The 24,677-nt window shown below is 69.1% G+C and carries 27 protein-coding genes; 15 read left to right on the top strand and 12 right to left on the bottom strand.

The features are described 5' to 3' along the window. Nucleotides 1-20: 20 nt before the first annotated feature. Complete coding sequence (gene ispH, locus ACEN9J_RS27125; protein ID WP_057597300.1) at nucleotides 21-989, bottom strand: 4-hydroxy-3-methylbut-2-enyl diphosphate reductase; 969 nt, start codon at nucleotides 987-989, stop codon at nucleotides 21-23. Nucleotides 990-1,020: 31 nt separating this feature from the next. Continuing rightward, entirely contained in the window at nucleotides 1,021-1,473 is a 453-nt protein-coding gene (locus tag ACEN9J_RS27120; protein WP_057597301.1) for an FKBP-type peptidyl-prolyl cis-trans isomerase, read from the bottom strand. Nucleotides 1,474-1,580: 107 nt separating this feature from the next. On the opposite strand from ACEN9J_RS27120, the gene radC reads away from it, so the two are divergent. Then, entirely contained in the window at nucleotides 1,581-2,258 is a 678-nt protein-coding gene (gene radC / locus ACEN9J_RS27115; protein WP_057597302.1) for a RadC family protein, read from the top strand. After that, nucleotides 2,258-2,929, top strand: coding sequence for a Smr/MutS family protein (locus ACEN9J_RS27110; protein ID WP_057597303.1), 672 nt, complete (start codon nucleotides 2,258-2,260; stop codon nucleotides 2,927-2,929). The genes radC and ACEN9J_RS27110 overlap by 1 nt, the downstream gene beginning before the upstream one ends. Nucleotides 2,930-2,961: 32 nt before the next feature. On the opposite strand, the gene ACEN9J_RS27105 is transcribed toward ACEN9J_RS27110, so the two are convergent. From ACEN9J_RS27105 to fabV, 4 genes are all read right to left on the bottom strand, one after another. Further along, a complete protein-coding gene (locus ACEN9J_RS27105; protein ID WP_413762540.1) occupies nucleotides 2,962-5,079 on the bottom strand; it encodes a bifunctional 2',3'-cyclic-nucleotide 2'-phosphodiesterase/3'-nucleotidase in 2,118 nt (705 codons plus the stop codon). A 109-nt stretch (nucleotides 5,080-5,188) separates the two neighbouring features. Then, nucleotides 5,189-6,412: an NAD(P)/FAD-dependent oxidoreductase gene (locus ACEN9J_RS27100; RefSeq protein WP_413762539.1), complete on the bottom strand. Its 1,224-nt coding sequence runs from the start codon at nucleotides 6,410-6,412 to the stop codon at nucleotides 5,189-5,191. 28 nt (nucleotides 6,413-6,440) lie between these two features. Continuing rightward, nucleotides 6,441-6,860: a group II truncated hemoglobin gene (locus ACEN9J_RS27095; RefSeq protein WP_057597306.1), complete on the bottom strand. Its 420-nt coding sequence runs from the start codon at nucleotides 6,858-6,860 to the stop codon at nucleotides 6,441-6,443. Nucleotides 6,861-6,863: 3 nt separating this feature from the next. After that, nucleotides 6,864-8,066, bottom strand: coding sequence for an enoyl-ACP reductase FabV (fabV, locus tag ACEN9J_RS27090; RefSeq protein ID WP_413762538.1), 1,203 nt, complete (start codon nucleotides 8,064-8,066; stop codon nucleotides 6,864-6,866). Nucleotides 8,067-8,267: 201 nt separating this feature from the next. Between fabV and ACEN9J_RS27085 the strand changes: the two genes are divergently transcribed. The 5 genes from ACEN9J_RS27085 to ACEN9J_RS27065 all read left to right on the top strand — a co-directional run bounded on the left by ACEN9J_RS27085 (nucleotide 8,268) and on the right by ACEN9J_RS27065 (nucleotide 12,469). Beyond that, a complete protein-coding gene (locus ACEN9J_RS27085; protein ID WP_413762537.1) occupies nucleotides 8,268-9,095 on the top strand; it encodes an ABC transporter substrate-binding protein in 828 nt (275 codons plus the stop codon). A 162-nt stretch (nucleotides 9,096-9,257) separates the two neighbouring features. Then, a complete protein-coding gene (locus tag ACEN9J_RS27080) occupies nucleotides 9,258-9,953 on the top strand; it encodes an amino acid ABC transporter permease (protein WP_057592992.1) in 696 nt (231 codons plus the stop codon). A 19-nt stretch (nucleotides 9,954-9,972) separates the two neighbouring features. Further along, on the top strand, nucleotides 9,973-10,707 hold the full coding sequence (locus tag ACEN9J_RS27075) for an amino acid ABC transporter permease (RefSeq protein WP_093340827.1): 735 nt from the start codon (nucleotides 9,973-9,975) through the stop codon (nucleotides 10,705-10,707). After that, nucleotides 10,704-11,447 (top strand): amino acid ABC transporter ATP-binding protein, encoded by a 744-nt coding sequence (locus ACEN9J_RS27070; RefSeq protein WP_413762536.1) that lies wholly within the window; start codon nucleotides 10,704-10,706, stop codon nucleotides 11,445-11,447. Before ACEN9J_RS27075 ends, ACEN9J_RS27070 begins: the two co-directional genes overlap by 4 nt. Further along, nucleotides 11,444-12,469: an isopenicillin N synthase family dioxygenase gene (locus ACEN9J_RS27065; RefSeq protein WP_057592987.1), complete on the top strand. Its 1,026-nt coding sequence runs from the start codon at nucleotides 11,444-11,446 to the stop codon at nucleotides 12,467-12,469. The genes ACEN9J_RS27070 and ACEN9J_RS27065 overlap by 4 nt, the downstream gene beginning before the upstream one ends. Here ACEN9J_RS27065 and ACEN9J_RS27060 read toward each other — a convergent pair. The 3 genes from ACEN9J_RS27060 to ACEN9J_RS27050 all read right to left on the bottom strand — a co-directional run bounded on the left by ACEN9J_RS27060 (nucleotide 12,412) and on the right by ACEN9J_RS27050 (nucleotide 14,834). Beyond that, a complete protein-coding gene (locus tag ACEN9J_RS27060) occupies nucleotides 12,412-12,735 on the bottom strand; it encodes a hypothetical protein (protein ID WP_413762535.1) in 324 nt (107 codons plus the stop codon). The genes ACEN9J_RS27065 and ACEN9J_RS27060 overlap by 58 nt on opposite strands. Beyond that, nucleotides 12,732-13,412 carry an HAD family hydrolase gene (locus ACEN9J_RS27055; protein ID WP_413762534.1) on the bottom strand — a complete coding sequence of 227 codons (681 nt, stop codon included), beginning with the start codon at nucleotides 13,410-13,412 and terminating at the stop codon, nucleotides 12,732-12,734. The genes ACEN9J_RS27060 and ACEN9J_RS27055 overlap by 4 nt, the downstream gene beginning before the upstream one ends. 87 nt (nucleotides 13,413-13,499) lie before the next feature. After that, nucleotides 13,500-14,834, bottom strand: a complete 1,335-nt coding sequence (locus tag ACEN9J_RS27050) for an MFS transporter (protein ID WP_057592982.1) — start codon at nucleotides 14,832-14,834, stop codon at nucleotides 13,500-13,502. A 187-nt stretch (nucleotides 14,835-15,021) separates the two neighbouring features. Between ACEN9J_RS27050 and cyoA the strand changes: the two genes are divergently transcribed. The 8 genes from cyoA (at nucleotide 15,022) to trhA (ending at nucleotide 22,657) form a co-directional block, all read left to right on the top strand. Next, nucleotides 15,022-16,056 carry a ubiquinol oxidase subunit II gene (gene cyoA, locus ACEN9J_RS27045; RefSeq protein WP_057592981.1) on the top strand — a complete coding sequence of 345 codons (1,035 nt, stop codon included), beginning with the start codon at nucleotides 15,022-15,024 and terminating at the stop codon, nucleotides 16,054-16,056. Nucleotides 16,057-16,058: 2 nt separating this feature from the next. Then, nucleotides 16,059-18,062: a cytochrome o ubiquinol oxidase subunit I gene (gene cyoB / locus ACEN9J_RS27040; RefSeq protein ID WP_057592979.1), complete on the top strand. Its 2,004-nt coding sequence runs from the start codon at nucleotides 16,059-16,061 to the stop codon at nucleotides 18,060-18,062. Next, complete coding sequence (gene cyoC, locus ACEN9J_RS27035; RefSeq protein ID WP_413762533.1) at nucleotides 18,055-18,723, top strand: cytochrome o ubiquinol oxidase subunit III; 669 nt, start codon at nucleotides 18,055-18,057, stop codon at nucleotides 18,721-18,723. The genes cyoB and cyoC overlap by 8 nt, the downstream gene beginning before the upstream one ends. Further along, nucleotides 18,720-19,130: a cytochrome o ubiquinol oxidase subunit IV gene (gene cyoD, locus ACEN9J_RS27030; protein ID WP_093340843.1), complete on the top strand. Its 411-nt coding sequence runs from the start codon at nucleotides 18,720-18,722 to the stop codon at nucleotides 19,128-19,130. Before cyoC ends, cyoD begins: the two co-directional genes overlap by 4 nt. Then, nucleotides 19,127-19,990, top strand: coding sequence for an SURF1 family protein (locus tag ACEN9J_RS27025; RefSeq protein WP_057592974.1), 864 nt, complete (start codon nucleotides 19,127-19,129; stop codon nucleotides 19,988-19,990). Before cyoD ends, ACEN9J_RS27025 begins: the two co-directional genes overlap by 4 nt. Continuing rightward, nucleotides 19,974-21,359 (top strand): ATP-binding protein, encoded by a 1,386-nt coding sequence (locus tag ACEN9J_RS27020; protein WP_057593001.1) that lies wholly within the window; start codon nucleotides 19,974-19,976, stop codon nucleotides 21,357-21,359. The genes ACEN9J_RS27025 and ACEN9J_RS27020 overlap by 17 nt, the downstream gene beginning before the upstream one ends. Continuing rightward, nucleotides 21,340-21,903 carry a response regulator transcription factor gene (locus tag ACEN9J_RS27015; RefSeq protein ID WP_413762532.1) on the top strand — a complete coding sequence of 188 codons (564 nt, stop codon included), beginning with the start codon at nucleotides 21,340-21,342 and terminating at the stop codon, nucleotides 21,901-21,903. The genes ACEN9J_RS27020 and ACEN9J_RS27015 overlap by 20 nt, the downstream gene beginning before the upstream one ends. 64 nt (nucleotides 21,904-21,967) lie before the next feature. Then, nucleotides 21,968-22,657 (top strand): PAQR family membrane homeostasis protein TrhA, encoded by a 690-nt coding sequence (gene trhA / locus ACEN9J_RS27010; RefSeq protein ID WP_413762531.1) that lies wholly within the window; start codon nucleotides 21,968-21,970, stop codon nucleotides 22,655-22,657. A 15-nt stretch (nucleotides 22,658-22,672) separates the two neighbouring features. Here trhA and ACEN9J_RS27005 read toward each other — a convergent pair whose 3' ends face one another. The 3 genes from ACEN9J_RS27005 to ACEN9J_RS26995 form a co-directional block, all read right to left on the bottom strand. Next, nucleotides 22,673-22,897 carry a SlyX family protein gene (locus ACEN9J_RS27005; RefSeq protein WP_057592973.1) on the bottom strand — a complete coding sequence of 75 codons (225 nt, stop codon included), beginning with the start codon at nucleotides 22,895-22,897 and terminating at the stop codon, nucleotides 22,673-22,675. Between the two features lie 72 nt (nucleotides 22,898-22,969). Beyond that, nucleotides 22,970-23,866 (bottom strand): SDR family NAD(P)-dependent oxidoreductase, encoded by an 897-nt coding sequence (locus tag ACEN9J_RS27000; RefSeq protein WP_413762530.1) that lies wholly within the window; start codon nucleotides 23,864-23,866, stop codon nucleotides 22,970-22,972. Between the two features lie 29 nt (nucleotides 23,867-23,895). Further along, on the bottom strand, nucleotides 23,896-24,639 hold the full coding sequence (locus tag ACEN9J_RS26995; RefSeq protein ID WP_413762529.1) for an SDR family oxidoreductase: 744 nt from the start codon (nucleotides 24,637-24,639) through the stop codon (nucleotides 23,896-23,898). Nucleotides 24,640-24,677: the final 38 nt, after the last annotated feature.

Raw genomic sequence — 24,677 nt, 5'->3', positions numbered from 1 at the left:
TTGGGTAGGTACGGCAAGGGTCAAGAGATGTGTCCAGGAGGAGGAATGTCGGCCAGCTTGAGGCCCTTGGGCAGCGGGAACTTGATGGTTTCCTCGATGCCGTCCATCTTGCGCACCGAGACCGCGCCGAACGCGCGCACGCGCTCGATCACCTCGCGCACCAGCACCTCGGGCGCCGAGGCGCCGGCGGTCAGGCCGATGCGGGTCTTGCCCTCGAACCATTCGGGCTGGAGTTCGGCGGCCGAATCGACCATGTAGCTCTCGGTGCCCAGGCGCTGAGCCAGCTCGCGCAGACGGTTGCTGTTGGAGCTGGTGGGGCTGCCGACCACGATCACGAGGTCGACCTGCGGGCTCATGATCTTCACCGCGTCCTGGCGGTTCTGGGTGGCGTAGCAGATGTCCTGCTGCTTGGGCTCGCGCACGGCCGGAAAGCGCGCGCGCACCGCGGCGGCGATCTCGGCCGCGTCGTCCACGCTCAGCGTGGTCTGCGTGACCACCGCGAGCTTCTCGGTCTGGCCGGGCGCGACGCGCGCCACGTCTTCCACGTCTTCCACCAGATGGATGCCGCTCGAGAGCTGGCCCATCGTGCCCTCGACCTCGGGATGCCCCTTGTGGCCGATCATGATGAACTCGTAGCCTTCCTTGGCGAGCTTGGCGACCTCGACGTGCACCTTGGTCACCAGCGGGCAGGTGGCGTCGAAGATTTCGAAGCCGCGATCGCGCGCCTCCTGCTCCACCGCCTTGCTCACGCCGTGCGCGCTGAACACCAGCGTGGCGCCGGGCGGCACGTCCGACAGTTCCTCGATAAAGATCGCGCCCTTGGCCTTGAGCTCGTTGACCACGTAGGTGTTGTGCACGATCTCGTGGCGCACGTAGATCGGCGCGCCGAACTTGGCGATGGCGCGCTCGACGATCTCGATCGCGCGGTCCACGCCCGCGCAGAAGCCGCGCGGCTCGGCGAGGATGACTTCCTCGATGCCTTCGTTCATCGTGCCTCCCCGGCCGCGGTGCCGCGTGCCATCACAACACCCCGATCAGTTGCACTTCGAAGGTCACGGGCTGGCCTGCGAGCGGATGGTTGAAATCGAAGCGCACGCCGGTCTCGTTGGACTCGATCACCGCGCCGGCATAGCTGCCGGTGCCGTCGGGCGTGGGGAACTGCACCACGTCGCCCACGGCGTACTGCTCGTCGGGATCGCCGATCTGCGCCAGCAGCTTCTTCGCGACCCACTGCTGCATCTCGGGATTGCGCTCGCCGAAGGCCTCGCCGGCCGGCAGCTCGAAGGTGGCGTGCGCGCCCTCCTCGAGGCCCAGCAGGCGCTGCTCGACGGCGGGCGAGAGCTCGCCGGTGCCCAGCGACAGCGTGGCGGGCTTGTCGGCGAAGGTGTTGATGATGTCGCCCGCGGGCCCGGACAGCCGGTAGTGCAGGGTCAGGAAGGAGCCGGGGGTGACGACGTGGGGCGCTTGGGACATGGGGGCAGCAATGGTTGACAAAGACAAGACGGGTGTCCCGATAAACTGGGCTGCATTTTAAGGACGGGCGCTTCCACCCGCCCCGTTCAAGGTTTAGCAGGCTCTCCATGGCTTTCAAGGATCTCCCCGAACATGCCCGCCCGCGCGAGAAACTCATCGCGCGCGGCGCCGCCGCGCTGGCCGACACCGAGCTGCTCGCGCTGCTGCTGCGCACCGGCGTGGCCGGCAAGAACGTGCTGCAGCTCGCGCAGGAACTGCACGAGCGCTTCGGCGGCCTCGCGGGCCTGCTGCAGGCCAGTCCCGAGCAGCTGCGCGGCGTGCGCGGCATGGGCGGCGCCACCAAGCGCGCCGAGCTCGTCGCGGTGCTCGAGCTCGCGCGCCGCGCCATGGCCGAGCAACTCTCGCAGCGCGCCGTGTTCGACGCGCCCGAGGCCGTGCGGCAGTACGTGCAGATGCACATCGGCACGCGGCCGCACGAGGTGTTCGCGGTGCTGTTCCTCGATGCGCAGCACCGGCTGATCGTGCTCGAGGAGCTGTTCCGCGGCACCCTCACCCAGACCAGCGTCTATCCGCGCGAAGTGGTGCTGCGCGCGCTGCACCACCATGCGGCCGCGGTGGTGCTGGCCCACAACCATCCGAGCGGCAGCATCGAGCCCTCGCGCGCCGACGAAACGCTCACGCAGACGCTGCGCGCCGCGCTCTCGCTGGTCGACGTGCGTGTGCTCGACCACGTGATCGTGAGCACGGGCCGCAGCTTCTCGATGGCCGAACGGGGGTTGCTCTGATGGCCGCCGCACGTCCGCCCGCCACCAGGAGCCTGAAGAACCTGGCCGACCTCAAGCAGGTGCAGCGCCAGCTGGCCGAAACCCGCGAGCGCGAGGCGGCCGAGGCTGCCGAGCGCGCCGCGGCCGAGCGCAAGCGCGCGGCCGAAAAGGACCTGTTCGCGCGCGCCGTCGGCGCCACCGAGCCGCTGCGCCAGAAAACGCGCACCGTGCCGCTCGCGCCCGAGCCGCCGGCGCCGATCCCGGTGCAGCACCAGCTCGACGAGCAGCGCGTGCTGCGCGAATCGCTGTCCGACGAGTTCGACGTCACCACGCTGCTCGACGTCGACGACGCCATGAGCTTCCGCCGCCCCGGCATCGGCACCGACGTGACCGCGCGGCTGCGCAAGGGCGACTGGACGATCCAGGCCCAGGTCGACCTGCACGGCCTGCGCAGCGACGAGGCGCGCGAGGCGCTCGGCGGCTTCATCCGCAACGCGCACAAGCAGGGCCTGCGCTGCGTGCGCGTGGTGCACGGCAAGGGCCTGGGCTCGCCCGGCAAGCAGCCGGTGCTCAAGACCAAGACGCAGCGCTGGCTGATCCAGAAGAACGAGGTGCTGGCCTTCGTGCAGGCCAAGCCGGCCGAAGGCGGGGCCGGGGCGCTGGTGGTGCTGCTGGCGCCCGTCAGGCGCTGAGCGGCTCCCTCCGGCAGGAGGGAGCCGCCCCCTCACTTGCCCAGGTCGAGCTTGTAGACCGAGCGCCCCTTCCCGCTCCCGTCGTCCGCCGTCAGCAGCGAGACGTTGTCCAGCCCCGCCGCCGTCGCCGACGCGAGCTGGCCCTGCCCCGAGGTGAACACCACGTTGCCGGCCGTCGTGGCCTTGGTGAAGCGCCAGCTGCGCGCCGCGCCGTTGGCCGCGCGCGTGATGGTCTTCTTCGCCTTCACGTAGGCGATCAGCACGTCGCGGTTGGCATCGGGCGAGGCATAGATCGTCGCGCGGCCGTCGAGCGCGGGGATGAAGCTCGCGCCGCTGGTGGCGCGGTAGTTGTTGGTGGCGATCACGAACTCCTTGGCCGGATCGATGGCCGCGCCCAGGTAGGTGAGGTTCCGGATGCGGCCGCCGACCTCCTGCGTCACGTCGATCTCGTACTGCACATCGGGCGTGGTGAACATGTCGAAGTTGTAGCCCGGGAAGGTGCTGATCAGCTGCTGGTCGGCCGTGGCCGTGGTGCTGATCTTGTTGAAGCGCTTGGCCGCGGCCTCGAGCCAGGCCTTGATCTCGGCGCCCGTGACCTTCACCGCGTACACCGTGTTCGGGTACAGGTAGAGGTCGGCCGCGTTGAAGATCGCGAGGTTGCCCACGGCCACGTCGGTGTAGTCGCGGCCGCCCTCGTAGCCCGACTTGAAGGGCGCGCTGACCGACAGCACCGGCAGGCTCGCGTACTGCGGCAGGTTGGCCTGGATGTAGCTCTTCACGTAGTCGGCCTGGGCCTGGTTCACGATCTGGATCGCGCCCGGGTCGCCGACATCGGCGAAGTAGGTGTTCATGCGGAAGTCGGTGCTGCCGATCGGCGTCTTCACGTAGTCGATCGCGGCCTGGTGCTGGGTCTCGATCAGCGGCGCGATGGCCGGGTCGGCATCGACGTAGACCGCCTTGCCCGCGTCGTCCTTGCCGGTCTGCGTGGAGCGCGCCTCGACCGCGGTCTTGCTCTTGTCGATGGTCCAGGCCTTGCCGTCCCACGACAGCTCGAGCTTGATCACGCCCAGCGCCTTGCCCCACGAGCTCGGCATCACGGCCGGCACGCCGTTCACGGTGCCGGCGGCGTTGTCCACGCCCGGCTGCTTGAAGCCGGGGCTGGCGCCGCGGTCGGGGAACACGCCGTGCTGGTGGCCCATCAGCAGCGCGTCGATGCCCGGCACCTTCGACAGGTGCAGGCCCGGGTTCTCCATGGTCGGCGTGTAGGCCGCGGCGTCGAGGCCGCCGTGCTGCAGCGCGACCACGATGTCGGCGCCCTTGGCGCGCAGCTCGGGGATGTAGCGCGTGGCGGCTTCCACCGCGCCCTCGGTGCGCAGCTTGCCCTCGAGATAGCGCTTGTCCCAGTTCATGATGCCCGGCGTGGTGAAGCCGATCACGCCGACCTTCAGCGGCACCGTCACGCGCGAGCCGTCGGGCGCGGTGGCGGTGAAGCTCTTGTTGACGATGGTGTAGGGCGCGAGCAGCGGCTTGCCGCTCTTCACGCTCTGCACGTTGGCCAGCACCAGCGGGAAGTTCGGGCCGGCGCACTTCTTCGTGCCGTCCACGCCCTCGACGTCGAGGCCGCCACCGATCGCCTGGTTGAGGAAATCGAGGCCGTAGTTGAACTCGTGGTTGCCCAGCGTGCCGGCGTCGAAGCCGGCGGCATTCATCGCCTTGTACATCGACAGCGGCTGGGTGCACGGGATGCGGCTCACCAGCGCCTCGTAGTCGGCCAGCGCGGTGCCCTGGATGGTGTCGCCGTTGTCGAATAGCAGCGTGTTCGCGAACTCCTTGCGCGCGGCCGCGATCAGCGTGGCGGTGCGCTCGTAACCATAGGACTTGTCCTCGGCGAGCTTGAAGTAGTCGTAGCTGCGCACATTGAAGTGCAGGTCGGTGGTCTCGAGCAGCGCGACGGTGGCGCGCGTGCCGGCCGCGATCGGCGCGGGGGCGGGCGCCGGGGACGGCGCCGGCGCGGGCGGCGGCACCGGCAGGAACACGCCGCCGCCGCCATCCCCGCCGCCGCATGCGCTCAGCATGGCGGTGGCGATCAGTGCGGCACAGGCGGTCATGGACGCGGTGCGTGGAAAGTGGGTGTTTGCGAGTGGCTTCATCGAAAGGTCTCCCTCCTGTTCAAGGAAGACCAGTCTCCGAAGCCGAGGTGACAGTCCGGTGAATGAAGCCTGAAATGCAGCCGCGTTGCGACAAGCCGTGACCGGATGTTTACGCGAGGTGATTCTTAAGTGGTACCGAAGCGTCCGCGACCGCCGCGGGATCGGGGCTGCGGCCCGCGTCGAGCAGCTTGCGGCTCATCATGTGGTCGACCGGCGCGTTCACCGATTCCACGCACGCGAGCTGCCCGTCGACGTAATGGAACAGCGAGAAGGCATCGGGCTTCGGCCCCGCGCGGCGCACCGTGACATGGCCCGGCGTGCCCTCGGCCGGCACCAGCCCCACCATCTGCAGCCGCATGCCGCCCTGGTCGGACCAGAACCACGGCACCACGTCGTGCGCGCGCGCCGTGCCCAGCAGCGTGGCGACCGCGGTGCGCGCCTGGTCGTTGGCGTTCTGCACCGACTCGAGCCGCAGCGCGCGGCCCGCGCGCCGGTCGGGGAAGCGCGTGCAGTCGCCGACCGCGAGCACGCCGGCCGCGCTGGTTTGCATGTGCTCGTCGACCACGATGCCGTCGGCGCACTCGATGCCCGCGGCCTGCGCGAGCGCGGTCTCGGGCACCGCGCCGATGCCCAGCAGCAGCAGGTCGACCGGCTGCCGTGCGCCGTTCACGCGCAGCGACACCAGCCGGACGCCCTCAACCTCGAAGTCGTCGGCGGTCGCGCCCAGCACGATGTTGATGCCGGCGGCGCGGTGCGTGGCCAGCACGTGGTCCGAGAGCTCGGGCGAGACCGCGCGGCCCAGCAGGCGCGGCGCGCTCTCGATCACCTGCACCTCCTTGCCGAGCGCCTTGGCGGTGGCCGCGACCTCGAGGCCGATGAAGCCGCCGCCGAGCACCGTGACGCGCTGCGCCTCGGCCAGCCGCGCGCGCAGCCGATGCGCCTCGTCGGCCGCGCGCAGGCTCGCGACGTTGACCAGCTCGTGCGAGAGCGCGGCGATCCGGCGCGCGCGCGTGCCGGTGGCCAGCACCAGCGCTTCCCACGGCAGCACCGCGCCCGAGCGCAGGGTCACGTTGCGCGCCTCGCGGTCGATGGCCACGGCCGCATCGCCCAGGTGCAGCGTGATGCCCGCCTCGCGGTACCAGTCGGCCGCCTTGTGCGGCTGCGTGGCTTCCTCGGCGCTCTTGAGGAAGGCCTTCGACAGCGGCGGACGGTGGTAGGGCTCGCAGGCCTCCTCGCAGACCAGGTGCACGCGCGCGCCCTGCCCCGCCTCGGCGAGGCCGGCGCACAACTGGGCCGCCGCGTGGCCGCCGCCGATGATGACGATGGAATTCATGAAGTGAGTCTTTCGAAGGTCGTTGTGCTCAGCCGGCGCGGTTGCGCATCCAGTCGGCGGTCTTGAAGAAGGAGTCGCGCAGCCGTGAGCGCAGGTCCTCGGGCACCTCGGTCTCGCCCATGGCCTGGTCCATGCACGCCAGCCACTGGTCGCGTTCCTTGATGCCGATGCTGTGGCCGCCGATGCTCTGCGGCAGGTGGCGCGCGCGCAGCATCGGATGGCCGAAGCGGTCGGTGTAGTACGCGGGGCCGCCGAGCCAGCCGCAGAGGAACCAGAACAGCCGCTGGCGCGCGTTGTCGAGGTCGCTGCCGTGCACCGCGCGCAGTTGCGCGTAGCCGGGCTCGAGGTCCATCAGGTCGTAGAAGCGCTCGACCAGCGCGCGCACTTTCTCCTCGCCGCCGATCCATTCGAAGGGCGTGTCGAAGGGCGGCTTGTCCTGGATCTGCATCGCTCAGCCCACCTGCACGAGGCCGGGGATCGGCACGTCGGGGTTGGCATCGGCCGCGTAGTCCACGCCCTCGATGCCGAAGCCGAACAGGCGCAGGAACTCGGCCTTGTAGCCCGCGAAGTCGGTCAGCGCCTGCAGGTTCTCGCTCGTGACCTGCGGCCAGAGTTCGAGCACGCGCGCCTGCACCGCGGGTGCGAGCTCCTTGCGGTCGGCGCGCAGCCGGCCTTCCTCGTCGAGCGGCGGCGCGCTGCCGTAGAGGCCCTCGCGGAACAGGCCGTCGACCTGCTCGATGCAGCCCTCGTGCGTGCCCTCCTCCTTCATCACCTTGAACAGCAGCGAGAGGTACAGCGGCATCATCGGGATCGCCGAGCTGGCCTGCGTGACCACCGCCTTGAGCACCGCCACGCGCGCATCGCCGCCGCCATGGGCCGCGAGCTTCGCGCGGATCGCGGGCACGGTGCGGTCGAGGTCCTTCTTGGCCGCGCCGATCGAGCCGTTCCAGTAGATGTCCTGCGTGATCTTCTCTCCGAGGTAGGTGAAGGCCGTGGTCTTCGCGCCCTCGGCCAGCACGCCGGCCTCGTGCAGCGCGTCGATCCACAGCTGCCAGTCCTCGCCGCCCATCACAGCCACCGTGTTGTCGATCTCCTCCTGCGTCGCGGGCTCGAGCACGGTCTCCTTGACCGTGCCGCTGTCGGTGTCGATGCCGCGCAGGCTCACCGCCTGGCCGATGGGCTTGAGGGTGGAGTTGAAGACCTGGCCGGTCTTCGGATGGGTGCGCCGCGGCGCCGCGAGACTGTAGACCACGAGGTCGACCTGGCCCAGGTCCTGGCGGAGGGTCTCGATCACCTGCTGCTTGACCGCATCGGAGAAGCCGTCGCCGTTGATGCTCTTCGCATAGCGGCCCTCGGCCGTGGCGAGGCGCTCGAAGGCGGCCGTGTTGTACCAGCCGGGCGTGCCGGTCTTGGTGGCGCTGCCGGCGCGCTCGAAGAACACGCCCAGCGTGTCGGCGCCGCCGCCGAAGGCCGCGACGATGCGCGCCGCCAGGCCATAGCCGGTCGAGGCACCGATCACCAGCACCCGCTTCGGCGCGCCCGCGACCGGGCCCTGGGCCCGCACGTGCTCGATCTGTTGCCGGACATTGGCCTCGCAGCCGACGGGATGGGTCGTGACGCAGATGAAGCCACGCACGCGCGGTTGGATGATCATGGGGAGGAAGGCAGTCTGGGAAAGAAAAAGGACGGGTGGCGCGCGAGGCGCCGGGCACCGGTCTCTTGACGGGCGCGCGGGCGCGAATTTACCGCACGTTCATTCCCATGCGACCATGTACATATATGGATTGACCATTTAATGAACCGAAGTTTTGTTGATAAGGTGCCGCCCTTGCATTCCCAGAAGGAGAAGAAACACATGCGCCCGAACATCCTCGCCGCGGCCCTCGCCGCCTCCGCCCTGCTCGCGGGCACCGTGGCCCACGCCGACCAGCTGGCCGACATCAAGAAGAAGGGCGAACTCGTGGTCGGCGTGCTCGGCACCGACGAGCCCGCCACCTTCATCGACCCCAAGACGCGCCAGATCGTGGGCTACGAGGTCGACCTCGCCAACGCCATTGCGAGGAAGATCGGCGTGAAGACCACGCTCAAGCAGATCGCCGTGGCCGCGCGCATCCCCGAGCTGCAGCAGGGCCACGTCGACCTGGTCGCGGCCGGCCTCACGCACAACAAGGAGCGCGAGGCGCAGATCGACTTCTCGCTGACCACCTTCGTGACCGGCCAGAAGGCGATCGTGAAGAAGGACAGCGGCATCGCCGAGGTATCGCAACTCGGCGGCAAGAAGGTGCTGACCATCCGCGGCGGCACCCAGGAACCCAACATCCGCAAGGCCGTGCCCACGGCCGAGGTCGTGACCTTCGACACCAGCCAGCAGGCCTTCCAGGCGCTGCAGCAGGGCAAGGGCGTGGGCTACGTGGACGACGAGGCCGCGCTGCTGCGCAGCTACGCCAAGCTCGGCCCGCAGAAGGCCCAGTACGTGGTGCTCAAGCAGAACCTCAGCACCGAGGCGCTGGCCATCGGCATCAAGAAGGGCGAGAGCGGCCTGAAGGCGGTGGTGGACGACACGCTGCGCGAGCTCGAGAAGTCGGGCGAGGCCGAGAAGATCTTCGTGAAGTGGTACGGCCCGAACACCGCCTCGGGCTTCCAGACGCGCGACTTCAAGTTCGAGAGCGACAAGATCGACTGATCCCGCATTCCCCCTCCTTCCCCCTCTGGGGGAAGGCCGGGATGGGGGCATGCGGCCTTCGCACCGGCCACGAGCGCATCGACCGCCCGGTGCCCCCACCCCAACCCTCCCCCAGCGGGGGAGGGAGCCAATCCCCCACGCGGCAGCGATACTGTCGCCCCCATGCCCCTGTTCGACTATTCCTTGCTGCTGACCGGCAAGTACCACGACATGCTCGTCGCGGGCTTGTGGCTGTCGCTGCAGCTGCTCGCGGCCTCGCTGGTGTGTGCGCTGCCGATCGCGCTCGTGGTGGCCATGCTGCGCCTGTCGCCGCTGGCGCCGCTGCGCTGGCTCGGCTTCGCCTACGTGGAGTCGATCCGCAACATACCGTTGCTGGCCCACATGCTGTTCTGGTATTTCGGCGCGCCCGAGCTGCTGCCCGAAGGCTTCAAGCAATGGCTCTACGCGGGCCACATCGAGGCCTACAGCGCGATCGTCGCGCTGTCGCTCTACACGGCCGCCTTCATGGCCGAAGACATGCGCAGCGGCATCCGCTCGATCCCCGCGGTGCAATTCGAGGCCGGCCGCGCGCTGGGCTTCGGCTGGCTCGCGACGATGCGCCGCGTGGTGCTGCCGCAGGCGCTGCGCGTGACCGTGCCGCCGCTGATCTCGCAGACCCTGAGCCTGTGGAAGAACACCTCGATCGCCACCGTGATCGGCGTGGCCGAACTCATGTACCAGGCCGGTCAGGTCGAGAGCGCGACCTTCCGCAGCTTCGAGTCCTTCGCCTTCGCGAGCGCGGCCTACCTCACGGTCTCGCTCGCGATCACGGCGCTCGCGAGCTGGTACCACCACCGCTTCCCGGTGAGGACGCTGTGATGCGCACGGAGGCTTCGCGATGATCGAACTGATCCAGGACTACTGGCTCTACTTCCTGATCGGCCAGTACCCCAACGGCCCGCTCGGCGGGCTGGTGCTGACCCTGCTGCTGGCCTCGTGCGGGCTGGTGCTCGCGCTGCCGCTGGGCATCGTGCTCGGGCTGGCGCGCGTGAGCCCGTGGCGCTGGCTGCGCTGGCCGGTCAGCGGCTTCGTGTTCGTGGTGCGCGGGCTGCCGCTGTTGATGGTGATCTTCTGGGCCTACTTCTTCCTGCCCAGCGTCACCGGCGTGAAGACCGACCAGTTCGCCACCATGCTGATCGCGCTGGTGGTGTTCGACGCCGCCTACCTGGCCGAGATCGTGCGCGCCGGCATCCAGGGCCTGCCGCGCGGCCAGATGGAGACCGCGCGCGCACTCGGCCTGAGCTGGAGCCGCGCGATGCGCCTGGTAGTGCTGCCGCAGGCGCTGCGCAGCATGCTGCCCTCGCTGGTGAACCAGTTCGTCTCGACCATCAAGGAGACCTCGCTGGGCTACATCATCGGCCTGGCCGAGGTCTCGTTCATCGCCACGCAGATCAACACCCAGGTGTTCACCAAGCCGGCCCAGGTCTTCGGCATCCTCGGGCTGACCTATTTCATCCTCTGCTTCGGCCTCTCGCGCTTCGCCTACTGGCTCGAGCGCCGCCTCGCGCGGCGCGGCCTGCCGGTGGTCGCGGTCACCGAGGGCCGGGCCGCCGCCCGCAAGGCTTCCGCATGATCGAACTCCAGAACGTCAACAAGTGGTACGGCAGCTACCACGCGCTCGTGGACGTGAGCGAAACCATCCACAAGGGCGAGGTGGTCGTGGTCTGCGGCCCCTCGGGCTCGGGCAAGTCCACGCTGATCCGCACCTTCAACCGGCTCGAGGCCATCCAGTCGGGCCGCATCCTGATCGAGGGCAAGGACATCCACGCGCCGGGCACCGACGTGAACGCCTTCCGCTCGCGCATCGGCTTCGTGTTCCAGCAGTTCAATCTGTTCCCGCACCTCACGGTGCTGCAGAACTGCACCATGGCGCCGATGCAGCTGCACGGCCTCTCTCGCGCGCAGGCCGAGGAACGCGCGATGGCGCTGCTCACGCGCGTGGGTCTCGCGAACAAGGCCCGGGCCTGGCCCGGCGAGCTGTCGGGCGGCCAGCAGCAGCGCGTGGCGATCGCGCGCGCGCTCGCGATGCAGCCGCCGGTGATGCTGTTCGACGAACCCACGAGCGCGCTCGACCCCGAGATGGTCGGCGAGGTGCTGCTGGTGATGCGCGACCTGGTGCGCGACGGCATGACCATGGTCTGCGTGACGCACGAGATGGGCTTCGCGCGCGAGGTCGCCGACCGCGTGCTCTTCATGGACGAGGGCAAGGTGCTCGAGCGCGCCACGCCCGACGACTTCTTCAACCGCCCGCAGCATCCGCGCGCGCAGCAGTTCCTGTCCGACATCCGCTCGCCCTTCGCACGCATCCCATGACCCACACCGCTTCCCTCCAGACCCTGCCCGTGATCGACGTCGCGCCGCTGGTGGCCGGCGACGCGCCGGGCCGCGAGGCCGTGGCCGCGCGCATCGGCGAGGCCTGCCGCGCGCACGGCTTCTTCTACGTGACGGGGCATGGCGTCGACCCCGCGCTGGTGGCGCGGCTCGAGACCCTGAGCCACCGCTTCTTCGACCTGCCCGAGGCGACCAAGATGCAGTGGCGCATGGCGCTCGGCGGGCGCGCCTGGCGCGGCTACTTCCCGCTCGGCGGCGAGCTGACCTCGGGCCGGCCCGACTGGAAGGAAGGGCTCTACCTCGGCACCGAGCTGCCGGCCACGCATCCGCTGGTGCAGGCCAGGACACCGGTGCACGGGCCGAATCTCTTTCCCGACGCGCCGGGCCTCGAGGACTTCCGCGACACCATCCTCGGCTACATGGCGGCCGTGACGCAGCTCGGCCACCGGCTGATGGAAGGCATCGCGCTGAGCCTGGGCCTTGCGGCCGACTATTTCGCGGCGCGCTACACGGGCGATCCGCTGATCCTGTTCCGGCTCTTCGACTATCCCTCGCAGCCGGTGCCCGAGGGCCTGGACGTGCAATGGGGCGTGGGCGAGCACACCGACTACGGCCTGCTGACGATCCTGCACCAGGACAGCGTGGGCGGCCTCGCGGTGCACACGCCCGCGGGCTGGATCGATGCGCCGCCGATCGCGGGCTCCTTCGTCTGCAACATCGGCGACATGCTCGACCGCATGACCGGCGGCCTCTACAAGTCGACGCCGCACCGCGTGAAGCGCAACACCTCGGGCCGCAACCGGCTGTCGTTCCCGCTGTTCTTCGATCCGAACTTCGAGGCGCGCGTGCAGCGCATCGAGGGCCTCGCGGGCGCGGTGGCCGTGGACGACAGCGCCGAGCGCTGGGACCGCGCCAACGTGCACGCCTTCAGCGGCCGCTACGGCGACTACCTGCTGGCGAAGGTGTCGAAGGTGTTCCCGCAGCTGCGCGACGAAGTGCTCTGAGGCGAGCTCGCCGGGAGGTCGAGGAACTCGTCCTCCCAGCGCCCGACGTCCGCGCCGGGGTCGGAGATCGGCACCAGCTTGTCGCTGCGGCAGTAGAAGGTCCAGCCCTCGAACAGCACGTCGTAGTAGGTGCCGGGCAGGTAGCGCTCGCTCGGCGCTTCATAGGGCGCCGAGACCACCTCGACGATGCGCCCGACCGCGCGCTCGGTCATCGGCGACGCGAGGCAGCTGTCGAGCACGTGGCACAGGGTGCCGATCCTGATCACGGCCGCACCATCTCGCCGGGAAACCAGCGCGGCAGGTGCGCGTTCGCATCGTGCAGCGACTCGAGCACATGGAAGGCCTGCTCGACGATCGCGGCCGGCGGGTGCTTGAGGTCCGGCACGATCACCACCCGCAGGCCCGCGGCCAGCGCCGCCTTGGCGCCGTTCTCGCTGTCCTCGAAGGCGATGCACTGCGTCGGGTCCACGCCCAGGCGCGAGGCCGCGAGCAGGTAGAGCGCCGGGTCGGGCTTGGCGCGCGGCACCTCGTCGCCGCCCGCGAAGGCCTCGAAGTGATGCAGCACGCCCAGGCTGCCGAGGCAGGCCTGGATCTGCCCGCTGGTCGAGGACGAGGCCACGGCGCAGCGCGTGCCGCGCGCGCGCAGGGCGCCCAGGAACTCGGCCGCGCCGGGCTTGATGGGGAACAGCGGCGTGCCGTCGGAGCGTTCGAGCGCCAGCGCCTGGCGCACGTGCTCGAGCGCATGGCGGAAAGCGGCGGGGCCGCCGAGCAGGCCCGAGAGGATGATCTCGGACTCGGCGGTGGCCAGGCCCACCACCTGCAGGTACTGGGCGTGGCTGAGCTCGACGTCGAGCGTGCGGGCGGCCGCCATCCAGGCGGCCATGATGGGCCGCTCGGAATCGATCAGCAGCCCGTCCATGTCGAAGATTGCGGCGGAGAACATCGACGCGATCCTACCCCCGAGCCCCGCCCCGAATGGCGAAGGGGCCGCAAGGGCCCCTTCTCGTGCAACGGATGCGACGGCGCGCGCTCAGTCGCGCACCAGCGCCCGGTTCAAGCCCAGCGCCGCGAGCGTTCCCGCCGCGCCCGACAGCAGGTACACGCTCACGTAGGCCAGCCCGAAGTGGGCCGACAGCCCCAGCGCGACCAGCGGCGCGAAGGCGGCGCCGATCAGCCAGGCCAGGTCGGTGGTCAGCGCGGCACCGGTGTAGCGGTACTTGGCCTCGAAGTTGCCGGTCACGGCACCGGCCGCCTGGCCGTACGACAGGCCCAGCAGGATGAAGCCCAGCAGGATGAACACGTCCTGCCCGATCTTGCCGCCGTCGAGCAGCGTGGGCGCGAAGCCGCTGAACACGGCGATCAGCGCCGCCAGCCCGCCCAGCGTGAAGCGGCGGCCGATGCGGTCGGCGATCAGGCCCGAGGCCACGATGCCGCCGGCGCCGAGCACGGCGCCGATCATCTGGATCACCAGGAACTCGGTGATGGCCTGGTTCGAGTAGAGCGTGATCCACGACAGCGGGAACACGGTGATCAGGTGGAACAGCGCATAGCTGGCCAGCGCCGCGAAGGCGCCGATCAGCAGGTTCGAGCCCTGCGAGCGGACCAGCTCGACCACGCTGGTGGGCTGCAGCTCGCGCTCCTCGAGCAGGCGCGCGTACTCGTCGGCGGCCACCAGGCGCAGGCGCGCGAACAGCGCCACCACGTTGATCGCGAAGGCCACGTAGAAGGTGTAGCGCCAGCCCCAGTCGAGGAAGTCCTCGAGCGTCAGGCTCGAGTAGAGGTACGCGAACAGCGCGCTGGCCACGAAGAAGCCGATCGGCGCGCCGAGCTGGCCCAGCATGGCGTACCAGCCGCGGCGGTTGGCCGGGGCGTTGAGCGCGAGCAGCGAGGGCAGGCCGTCCCACGAGCCGCCGAAGGCCAGGCCCTGGCCGAAGCGGAAGATCGACAGCAGCACGATCGAGGTGAAGCCCAGGCTCGCATAACCCGGCAGGAAGGCGATGCCGGCGGTCGAGGTGCCGAGCACGAACAGCGCCAGCGTGAGCTTGGTCTCGCGGCCGAAACGTCGCTGGATCTCCATCGAGATGACAGTTCCGAACGGCCGTGCGATGAAGGCGAAGGAAAAGACCACGAAGGCCCAGAGGGTTCCCTCGAGCCGCTGCTCGAACGGGAAGAAGACCGCCGGGAACACCAGCACCGAGGCGATGCCGTAGACGAAGAAGTCGAAATATTCCGAGGCGCGGCCGATGACCACGCCGACGGCGATCTCGCCCGGATCGATGCGCGAGTGGTCGTCGTCCGGGGCGGCGGTGTCGGACGTGTGCGGCACGGGCGATGCGCCTTGCGGGCTGATGCTGGACGTCGTCATTGGGTTATGTAATTCGGTTGTCACGAAGCGTGACAAAGGTAGGCCATGAAACAGGTGCCAAGCGTCTCACCGAACGAGGATTCCCGCCATAGGACAAAACGTCCAATAGCCTGCGGGAACCTTTGGTCGTAGATTGTGGGGTCTTTCGCGCGGCCCTGGCCACCCTTCCGCCCTTCCGTCTCTCGGCATGCCCATCCTCCACACCCTTCGCCGATGGCTCCTGCTGTTGCCCCTCGCCTTCCTGGCGGGCTGCAACACGGTGCTCCTGAATCCCTCCGGCGACATCGCCAACCAGCAAGGACGGCTGATCGTCGTCTCGACCGTGCTGATGCTGATCATCATCATCCCGGTGATCGCGCTGACGGTCTTCTTCGCATGGCGCTACCGCGCCTCGAACAAGGAAGCCATCTACAAGCCGAACTGGGACCACTCGACCCAGCTCGAGCTCGCGATCTGGGCCGCGCCGCTCCTGATCATCATCGCGCTCGGCGCGATCACCTGGATCAGCACCCACACGCTCGACCCCTACCGCCCGCTCAGCCGCATCGACGCGCAGCGCCCGATCACGGCCGACGTCAAGCCGCTGACCGTGGAAGTGGTGGCGCTCGACTGGAAGTGGCTGTTCATCTATCCCGAGCAGGGCTTCGCCACCGTGAACGAACTCGCGGCCCCGGTGGACCGTCCGATCACCTTCAAGATCACCGCCTCGTCGGTGATGAACTCCTTCTTCATCCCCGCGCTGGCCGGCCAGATCTACGCCATGCCCGGCATGGAGACCAAGCTGCACGCGGTCATCAACGCGCCCGGCGAGTTCGACGGCTTCTCGGCCAACTACAGCGGCGCCGGCTTCTCGGGCATGCGCTTCAAGTTCCACGGCCTGAGCAACGCCGACTTCGACCAGTGGGTGCAGAAGGTCAAGTCCAGCCCCGAGGGCGAACTCAGCCGCGAGCGCTACCAGAAGCTCGAAGTGCCGAGCGAGCGTGAGCCCGCCAGGCATTTCGCGAGCGTGTCGCCCGACCTCTACGGCGCCATCCTCAACCGCTGCGTCGACCGCAGCAAGATGTGCATGAGCCAGATGATGGCGATCGACGCCGACGGCGGCCTGGGCAAACCCGGCGCCTACAACGTCGCGACCGCGCAGCCCTGGCAACCCGACGACATCAATTCGCCCAAGCGTGCGTACGGCAAGTACGTCACGGCGATGTGCACCACCGAAGAATGACGATGCTCCAGAACCTCGACCTGACGAAGCTCGTCTTCGGCCGCCTCACGTGGGAGGCGATCCCCTACCACGAACCGATCCTGCTGGTGACCTTCGCCGCCGTCGTGCTCGGCGGTGTCGCGCTGCTCGGCGCGATCACCTACTTCAAGCTGTGGAGCACGCTGTGGCACGACTGGATCACCAGCATCGACCACAAGAAGATCGGCATCATGTACATCGTGCTGGGCCTGGTGATGCTGCTGCGCGGCTTCGCCGACGCGCTGATGATGCGCGCCCAGCAGGCGGTGGCCTTCGGCGACAACGCGGGCTTCCTGCCGCCGCACCACTACGACCAGATCTTCACGGCCCACGGCGTGATCATGATCTTCTTCGTGGCGATGCCGCTGGTCACGGGCCTGATGAACTTCGTGGTGCCGCTGCAGATCGGCGCGCGCGACGTGGCCTTCCCGTTCCTGAACAACTTCAGCTTCTGGATGACCACCTTCGGCGCCGGCCTCGTGATGGCCTCGCTGTTCGTCGGCGAGTTCGCCAAGACCGGCTGGCTGGCCTATCCGCCGCTGTCGGGCATCCTCTTCAGCCCCGACGTGGGGGTCGACTACTACATCTGGTCGTTGCAGATAGCGGGGGTGGGCACGTTGCTCTCGGGCGTGAACCTGCTGGCGACCATCGTGAAGATGCGCGCGCCCGGCATGACCATGATGAAGATGCCCGTCTTCACCTGGACCGCGCTGTGCACCAACGTGCTGATCGTGGCCGCCTTCCCGGTGCTGACCGCCGTGCTGGCCCTGCTGTCGCTCGACCGCTACGTCGGCACCAACTTCTTCACGAACGACCTCGGCGGCAACGCCATGATGTACGTGAACCTGATCTGGATCTGGGGCCACCCCGAGGTCTACATCCTGATCCTGCCGGCCTTCGGCATCTTCTCGGAGGTGGTCTCCACCTTCTCGGGCAAGCGCCTGTTCGGCTACGCCTCGATGGTCTACGCCACGGTCGTGATCACGATCCTGTCGTACCTGGTGTGGCTGCACCACTTCTTCACCATGGGCTCGGGCGCCAGCGTGAACTCCTTCTTCGGGATCACGACGATGATCATCTCGATCCCGACCGGGGCGAAGATCTTCAACTGGCTCTTCACCATGTACCGCGGCCGCATCCGCTTCGAGCTGCCGATGATGTGGACCGTGGGCTTCATGATCACCTTCGTGATCGGCGGCATGACCGGCGTGCTGCTGGCCGTTCCCCCGGCCGACTTCGTGCTGCACAACAGCCTGTTCCTGATCGCCCACTTCCACAACGTGATCATCGGCGGCGTGCTGTTCGGCATGCTGGCGGGCATCACCTACTGGTTCCCGAAGGCCTTCGGCTACAAGCTCGACCCGTTCTGGGGCAAGTGCTCGTTCTGGTTCTGGATCGTCGGCTTCTGGTTCGCCTTCATGCCGCTGTACATCCTGGGCCTGATGGGCGTGACGCGCCGCATGAGCCACTTCCAGGACATGTCGCTGCAGATCTGGTTCCAGGTCGCCGCCTTCGGCGCCGTGCTGATCGCGCTGGGCATCGCCTCGTTCCTGATCCAGATCGTGGTGAGCTACATCCGCCGCGACTCGCTGCGCGACACCACGGGCGACCCGTGGGACGGCCGCACGCTCGAGTGGTCGACCTCGTCGCCGCCGCCGGCCTACAACTTCGCGTTCACGCCGCGCATCCATGACAACGACGCCTGGTCCGACATGAAGGCACGCGGCTACCAGCGCCCGCTGGAAGGCTTCAGCCCGATCCACATGCCCAAGAACACGGCCGCCGGCTTCGTCATCGCGGCGCTCAGCGCGGTGTTCGGCTTCGCCATGATCTGGCAGATGTGGCTGGTGGCCGGCGTGGGCTTCTTCGTGATGCTCGTGGCCATCATCGTCCACACCTTCAACTACAAGCGCGACTACCACATCCCCGCGGACGAAGTCGTCCGCACCGAAGACGCTCGCACGCGCCTCCTGGCCGCCCATGTCTAACAGTACCGCCCTCCCCTCCAGCCCCGCCGGCACCCACACGGTGGGCAACGCATCGAGCGTGCCGACCTTCGAGCTGTTCAACGTCCGCAACGAGGACCACCATCCGGAGAACGGCACCCTGCTCGGGTTCTGGCTCTACCTGATGAGCGACTGCCTCATCTTCGCCTGCCTGTTCGCGGTGTACGGCGTGCTGGGCCGCAGCTACGCGGCCGGCCCCTCGGGCGCCGACCTGTTCGACCTGCCGCTGGTGGCGATCAACACCTCGCTGCTGCTGCTGTCGTCGATCACCTACGGCTTCGCGATGCTCGAGATGCAGAAGAAGCGCATGGGCGGCACGCTGGCCTGGCTGGCCATCACCGGCCTGCTGGGCGCGGGCTTCATCGGCCTCGAACTCTACGAATTCGCGCACCTGATCCACGAGGGCGCGGGCCCGCAGCGCAGCGCCTTCCTGTCCTCGTTCTTCGCGCTGGTCGGCACCCACGGCCTGCACGTCACCTTCGGCATCGTCTGGCTGGTCGTGCTGCTGTTCCAGCTGCCCAAGCACGGCTTCACCGCGGCCAACCGCCGCCGCCTGATGTGCCTGTCGATGTTCTGGCACTTCCTGGACGTCGTCTGGATCGGCGTCTTCACCTTCGTGTACCTGATGGGATCCATGGCATGAGCGCAGCACCCCACGACACCCATGGCCACGGCCATGACGACCACGGCCACGGCGAGCACCACGACGACGGCCCGGTGAGCCACAGCACCTTCAAGGGCTACATGACCGGCTTCGTGCTGGCCGTGATCCTCACGGCCATTCCGTTCTGGCTCGTGATGGGCAAGGTGCTCGACAGCAAGAGCACGACCGCGCTGATCATCCTCGGCTTCGCCGTGGTGCAGATCGTGGTGCACATGGTGTACTTCCTTCACATGGACACCAAGTCCGAGGGCGGCTGGAACATGCTGGCGCTGATCTTCACGCTGGTGCTCGTGGTCATCACGCTGGCCGGTTCGCTGTGGGTCATGTACCACATGAACACCAACATGATGCCGCCGTCGATGCACGACATGAAGAACATGCCTTGAGCGCGCCGGCCACCGACCGCACGCCCACCGGCCGCCAGCGCTCCGCGGCCGGGCTCGTGGTGCTGGCGGTCCTCGGGGCCGTGCTGTTCGCCGCCTTCTTCGCGCTCGGTACCTGGCAGGTCGAGCGCCGGGCCTGGAAGCTGGCCCTGATCGAGCGCGTCGAGCAGCGCGTGCATGCCGTGCCGGTCGCGCCCCCGGCGCGCGCCGACTGGCCGCGCGTCAATGCCGCCGACGACGAATACCGCCACGTGCGGCTCTCGGGCACCTTCCTCCACGAGAAAGAAACGCTGGTGCAGGCCAGCACCACCCTCGGCGCCGGCTTCTGGGTGCTGACGCCGCTGCAGACCGCGCGCGGCGTGGTGATGGTCAACCGCGGCTTCGTGCCGCCCGAGGCGCGCGAGCGCGCCGCGCGCACCGCGCCCGAGCCGATGGGCGAAACCCAGGTGACGGGCCTGCTGCGCATCAGCGAGCCGCGCGGCGGCTTCCTGCGCAGCAACGACCCGGCCGGCGGACGCTGGTATTCGCGCGACGTGGCGGCGATCGCCGCGGCGCACGGCATCGCGGCCGACGCGGTGGCGCCCTACTTCATCGACGCCGAGGCCGAGCCCGGCATCCCGCGCGCGCTCGACGGCGCGCCCGCCTGGCCCGCGCCCGGCCTCACCGTCATCGCCTTCCACAACAGCCACCTGGTGTACGCGCTCACCTGGTACGGGCTGGCGCTGATGGTCGCCGCGGGCGCGGTCTTCGTCTGGCGCGACGAGCGCCGAGGCCGCTCTACCGGCGGCAGCGACAATGCGCGCCATGCCGACGGACAGCCGCACGCCGCCCCCGCTTCCCATCGCGATGCCGACCGCGGCTGACGCGGTCGCGGTCGCCGGCGCGCTGCAGGCCCCGCGCGCGGGCGTGGCCAGCCTGGACAACGCGACCGGCCACAAGAACATGCAGCAGCTGATCCAGCTGCGCTGGTTCGCCGTGGTGGGGCAGGTGGTGACGATCCTGGTGGTGCACTACGGCTACCGCATCCACCTGCCGCTCAACCAGATGCTGCAGGCGCTGACCTGCCTGGCGCTGTTCAACCTCGCGAGCCTGCTGCGCTGGCGCACCCACCGGCGCGTGACCAACGGCGAGCTGATGCTCGCGCTGCTGGTCGACGTGGCGATCCTGACCTCGCTGCTCTACCTGAGCGGCGGTGCCAGCAACCCCTTCGTCTTCCTCTACCTGCTGCAGGTGATCCTGGGCGCGGTGCTGCTCAAGCCCTGGTCGACCTGGACCGTGGTGGGCGTCACCACCCTGTGCTTCGCGGGGCTGGCCCTGTTCTCGCGCCCGCTCTCGCTGCCGCCCGACCACGACCGCGGCCTGTGGAGCCCCTACATCCAGGGCACGCTGGTGTGCTTCGCGCTCAACGCGGCGCTGCTGGTGGTGTTCATCACGCGCATCAGCGGCAACCTGCGCGAGCGCGATGCCAAGCTCGCGGGCCTGCGCCAGCGCGCAGCCGAGGAGGAGCACATCGTGCGCATGGGCCTGCTCGCCTCGGGCGCGGCGCACGAGCTCGGCACGCCGCTGGCCACGCTGGCCGTGATCCTCGGCGACTGGCGCCGGCTGCCGCACTTCAGCTCCGACCCCGAGCTGCTGCAGGAGGTCAGCGAGATGGAGATCCAGATCCAGCGCTGCAAGTCGATCGTCAGCGGGATCCTGCTGTCGGCCGGCGAGGCGCGCGGCGAGTCGTCGGAAGAGACCACGGTCAGCACCTTCCTCGACGACCTGGTCGAGGAGTGGCGCACCACGCGGCCGGTCGGCACCTTCGTCTACGACAACCGCTTCGGCCGCGACCTGCCGATGGTCTCCGACTCGGCGCTCAAGCAGATGATCTGCAACGTGCTCGACAATGCACTCGAAGCCTCGCCGCACTGGGTGCGGCTCGAGGTGGCGCACGAGGGCGACGACCTGCAGCTGGTCGTCACCGATGCCGGCCCGGGCTTCGCGCCCGCGATGCTGGCGCAGTTCGGCAAGCCCTACCAGTCGAGCAAGGGCCGCCCCGGCGGCGGCCTGGGCCTGTTCCTGGTGGTCAACGTGGCGCGCACCGTGGGCGGCCGCGTGGCCGCGCGCAACCGGCCCGAGGGCGGCGCCGCGGTCACGCTCGCGCTGCCGCTCGCGGCCATCGTGCTGGAAGAAGAGGACGACGAGGAAGAGAACATCGGGATGCATGGGCATGACGGAATCCCCCACTGACACCGGCGCCGAGGCCGAACGCCAGCTGCTGATCGTCGAGGACGACGCGGCCTTCGCGCGCACGCTGGGCCGCTCGTTCGAGCGCCGCGGCTACACCGTGCTGCACGCGAGCAACCTCGAGGACGTCGAGGACCTGCTGCGCCACCATGCGCCGGGCTACGCGGTGGTCGACCTCAAGCTCAACGGCGAGGCCTCGGGCCTGGCCTGCGTGCAGAGGCTGCACCGGCACGACGCCAAGACGCTGATCGTGGTGCTGACCGGCTTCGCGAGCATCGCCACCGCGGTCGAGGCCATCAAGCTCGGCGCCTGCCACTACCTGGCCAAGCCCTCGAACACCGACGACATCGAGGCCGCCTTCGGCCGCGCGGTCGGCACCACCGAGGTCGAGCTGACCAACCGCTCGACCTCGATCAAGACCCTCGAATGGGAACGCATCCACGAGACCCTGGCCGAGACCGGCTTCAACATCTCCGAGACCGCGCGCCGGCTCGGCATGCACCGGCGGACGCTCGCGCGCAAGCTGGGCAAGCAGCAGGTCAAGTAGCGGCCCCGGCGGCGCGGCATCGAGGAACCCACGGCAAGCACCGACACTCTCTTTTCGGATGACCATGCACCCGACACCGACGCCCGCCCCTGTCGCCACCCGCCGCGCCGCGCCCGTGGTGCGCGACCAGACCACGCTCGAGGAGATCTTCAACGCGCTGAGCCACGGCCTCGGGCTGCTGCTGGCGATCGCCTCGCTGCCGATCCTGGTCTACAGCGCGGCGCAGAAGGGCACCGCGGCCGGCATCGTCGGCGCCAGCCTGTTCGCCGGCACCGCGATCGTGCTGTACCTGATCTCCACGCTCTACCACGCGCTGCCGATGGGCCGCGCCAAGGCCTGGTTCAACCGCTTCGACCATGCCTCGATCTATCTCTTCATCGCCGGCAGCTACATGCCCTTCGTGCTCGGCGTGCTGCGCGGCCCCTGGGGCTGGACGCTGTTCGGCGCGATCTGGGCCGCGGCGGCGCTGGGCGTGGGCGCCAAGCTGTTCGACCGGCTCAAGCATCCGCTGTGGTCCACCGGCCTCTACGTGGCAATGGGCTGGATGGCGCTGATGGCGGCGGTGCCGCTGGTGGAGCGCATGTCGGGCGCGGGCCTGGGCTGGCTGGTGGCCGGCGGGCTGTTCTACACCGCGGGCGCGGTGGTGTTCCTGTTCGATTCCAAGGTGCGCTTCGCCCACTTCGTCTGGCACCTGTTCGTGCTCGCGGGCAGCACCTGCCACTTCTTCGCCGTGCTCTGGCACGCGCACGGCTGAGCCGGCGCTTCGGCCTCAGTAGTGCGGCGGCAGCTCGTCGCGCAGGTTGCGCGGCGCGCCGCCCTGGCCCGCGGCCTGCACCTGCTCGCGCAGCTGCCCCAGCTGGGCCAGCAGGCCGTCGATCTGCTGCTGCTGGCGGTAGATCGTGAGGTTGAGCTGCTCGAGCAGGTCTTCGGCATAGCTGGCCTTGATCTCGAGCTCATTGAGCCGCTCGGCGACTTCGTGGGGCGAATGTTCCATGGCGCTATTGGACAGGAAGACCGGCCGCGGTTTCGTGACGATTCCAGGCACCGGCCTCGACCCCCACCAAGCTCAGCGCCGTACCTTCGCCTCGAGCAGGTCGGCCATGCCGATGCGGTGCGCGAACTCGATGCGCACGCGCTCCGACACCTCGAACACCTCGGCCGCGCCGTCGTTCACGAAGTCGATCACCGGCCGCATCGGCCGCTGGCCCGCGGGCAGGCCCACGATGCGCACGATCTCGTCGGCCACCGCCTGCGGATCGGCATGCTCGGGCGTCAGCGCCGAGAGCTTCGCGCCGATCTGGTCCATCAGCCCGTCGTAGCGGCCATAGGCCGCGGCCGTGGCCGCGTCGGCCGGCTTGCCCGCGCTCGGGAAGTGGTCGGTGCCGCGCGTGAACGCGCCCGGCACCACGATCGAGGTCTCGATGCCGAAGCGCGCGATCTCGTAGGCCAGGGTCACGGCGAGCGAATCCATCGCCGCCTTGGCCGCGCCGTAGGGCCCCATGAACGGCGGGAAGCCGCCCTTGGTGGTGGTGCTGCTGATCCACAGCATCAGGCCCGATTCCTGCCGCCGCAGGTAGGGCAGCACCGCGCGGTTGACGCGCTGGGCGCCGAGCACGTTGGTGTCGAACACCTTCACGATCTCCTCGGGCGTGAAGGCTTCGGTCGGGCCGACCACCAGGTGGCCGGCGTTCTGTATCACCACGTCGAGCTGGCCCTGCTCGCGCACGATCGTCGCGGCGGCGGCATCGGCCGAGTCCTGCGACAGCACGTCGAGTTCGAGCGGATGCAGCTCGAGCCCCTCGGCCGCCGCCAGCGCGCGCAGTTCGGCCGCGCGCGGCGCGTTGCGTCCCGCGATGTCGCGCATCGAGGCGTAGACGATGTGGCCCGCCTCGGCGAGCGATCGGGCGCTGAGCTTGCCGATGCCGGTGCCGGCGCCCGTGACGAGGATGATCTGCTTGTTCATGAGGCTTCTCCTTCGAAGGATGGAAGGGATCAGGCGAGGCCGCCGTTGGCGCGCAGGATCTGGCCGTTGACCCAGCCCGCGTCGGGACCGGCGAGGAACGAGACCACCGAGGCGATGTCCCCGGGCTGACCCAGGCGCTGCAGCGGCGGCATCCTGGCGAAGGCCTGGACCTGCTCCTCGGTCTTGCCGTCGAGGAACAGCGAGGTGGCGATCGGGCCCGGCGCGACCGCATTCACCGTCACGTTGCGGCCGCGCAGTTCCTTCGCGAACACATGCGTGAAGGCTTCGACCGAGGCCTTGGTGGCGTTGTAGATCGCATAGCCGGGCATGTTCAGCGCCAGCGTGGTGCTCGAGAAATTGACGATGCGGCCGCCCTCGGCGAGGCGCTTGGCGGCCTCGCGCAGCGTGTTGAAGGTGCCGCGCACGTTGATGTCGAAGACCTGGTCGTAGAGCGCGTCGTCGTGCTCGGCCAGCGGCACGGTCTTGAGGATGCCGGCGTTGTTGACCAGCACGTCGACGCGGCCGAGCTGCTGCTCGACGGTGTCGAACATCCGGCGCACCTCGTCGGCGCTGGCGACGTCGGCGCGCACGGCGATGGCGCGGCCGCCCGCGGCCTGCAACTGGGCGACCAGCGCCTCGGCCAGCGCCGGGCTCGAGGCGTAGTTGACGGCGACGGCGAAACCGTCGGCCGACAGGCGCTGCGCGATGGCGGCGCCGATGCCGCGCGATGCGCCGGTGACGATCGCGACCTTGGGGTTGGAGGACTGGTTCATGGCGTGTTTCCTTGCGGTGGGTGGTTGGTGAGACGAAT

Source organism: Variovorax sp. Varisp41 (assembly GCF_047325085.1).
GTDB lineage: Bacteria > Pseudomonadota > Gammaproteobacteria > Burkholderiales > Burkholderiaceae_C > Variovorax.
The sequence above is the reverse complement of the archived record's forward strand: the minus strand, read 5'-3'. Positions and strand labels throughout refer to the sequence as shown.